The sequence below is a fragment of the Methylobacterium sp. WL116 genome (assembly GCF_008039455.1).
GTDB lineage: Bacteria > Pseudomonadota > Alphaproteobacteria > Rhizobiales > Beijerinckiaceae > Methylobacterium.
Genome location: NZ_VRUV01000773.1, coordinates 1 through 1,579, shown reverse-complemented (window position 1 = coordinate 1,579; position 1,579 = coordinate 1). Strand labels below are relative to the sequence as shown.

Sequence of the window (1,579 nt, the reverse complement as noted above, 5' to 3'; positions counted from 1 at the left end):
CGCGCGGGGCCGTGCACCCCGGCGGCACGGCGCTCGCGGCGGAGGCGCGGGTCACCGCGATCCTGTTCCTCGCCGGCGCCGGTGCCGGGCTCGTGTACTGGCTGATCGCCGGGCGAAGCGCTGGGCGGCCCCCGACGCGGGCGTGACGTTTCCGCGACACGGGCGCGCTTCGGGGCGGCCCGGCGGGATGCTTCGGATGCGTCGAACCGTCGAACCCCGGTCGGCCCGCGCAGGATCCCCCTGGCGGCGACGAGGGACGAACGATGATCGCACGCCGCCCGTGGACGACCCGGACCGCCCTCGCCCTGCTCGCGGCCCTCCTGCCCGGCGGCCCCGCCTGGGCCGGCTCGGCGGCGCAGCCGGGCCAGACCGTCGGCCTGCCGGCGGGGGCGCAACTGCCGGTCGGGTTCTATTTCGTGAACCTGTCGAGCTTCGGCGTCCGCGACACGCGGCCCCTGGACTCGGAATCGAACGTCAACCTGCCGACCTTCGCCTGGGCGACGCCGTGGACGATCGCCGACGCGCGGCTGCAGTTCTTCGTCACGCAGCCGGTGGTCGCCTCGAGCGGGCGCGGCGCGCCCTACCAGAGCGGCGTCGGGCAGCCGCTGCTCGCGGCGCAGCTCGCCTGGGACCTCGGAAACGACCTCGGGTTCAGCTACCTGTTCGGCGGCTACCTGCCGATCGAGACCCGCTTCCTGACGCAGTCGGCCTCGATCACCCAGCGCTTCGCGGTCAGCTACACCGGCAACGGCTGGAACCTGACCGCCAACCTGCTGCACGGGATCTTCATCGACGACCGCTCGCCCACGGGCACGCTCTACCCGGACTACCTCAACCTCGACCTCACCGCGACGAGGAAGCTCGGCCAGTGGCAGGTCGGCGCCGTGGCCTTCGGCTCGACCGACCTGCCGACCGGGGTCGGCAGCGACCGGCCCCAGGGGCAGATCGCGGTGGGCGGCCTCGTCGGCTACAATTTCGGCCCGGTGAACCTGCAGGCCTACCTCACGCGCGACGTGGTCGAGCGCAACTACGGCGGCCGGGAGACCCGCGGCTGGCTGCGCGCGATCGTGCCGCTCTACCAGGACAAGGGCGAGGTGGAGCCGAACCGCACGCTGGTGACGTGGCGCCAGGGCGAATGACCGGCGCCTGCCGGACGGTCGCGGCCGTGCTATCGGGAAGCGAATGAGATCGATCCGCGCCGCCCTCGCCGTTCTCCTCATGCTGGGCGGCCCCGCCCTCCCGCAGGGCTCGGGGCCGCCGATCCCCTCCGACGACGCACGGATGCTGCCGGTGCAGGCCGCGCACGGCATGGTCGCGAGCCAGGAGGCGCGGGCGACGCGGATCGGCGTCGACATCCTCAAGCGCGGCGGCAACGCGGTCGACGCCGCGGTCGCGGTCGGCTTCGCGCTGGCGGTGACCCTGCCGCAGGCGGGCAACCTCGGCGGCGGCGGCTTCATGCTGGTGCACCTGGCGGACCGGCACGAGACCGTGGCGATCGACTACCGCGAGACCGCGCCGCAGGCCGCCACCGCCGACATGTTCCTGGCGCCCGGCGGCGAGCCGGACCGCGCCGCCTCGC

General features: G+C 74.4%; 2 protein-coding genes. Both read left to right on the top strand.

The features are described from left to right. Positions 1 to 263: 263 nt before the first annotated feature. Positions 264 to 1,139, top strand: a complete 876-nt coding sequence (locus tag FV223_RS27210) for a transporter (RefSeq protein WP_147729815.1) — start codon at positions 264 to 266, stop codon at positions 1,137 to 1,139. A gap of 79 nt (positions 1,140 to 1,218) precedes the next feature. Beyond that, positions 1,219 to 1,579: gamma-glutamyltransferase (locus FV223_RS27205; protein ID WP_246689828.1), on the top strand; the 361-nt coding region annotated here is incomplete at its 3' end.

What these genes read in the sequence shown, in the direction of transcription:
- FV223_RS27210 (WP_147729815.1), top strand. Translation starts at nt 264, where the DNA reads ATGATCGCACGCCGCCCGTGGACGACCCGGACCGCCCTCGCCCTGCTC.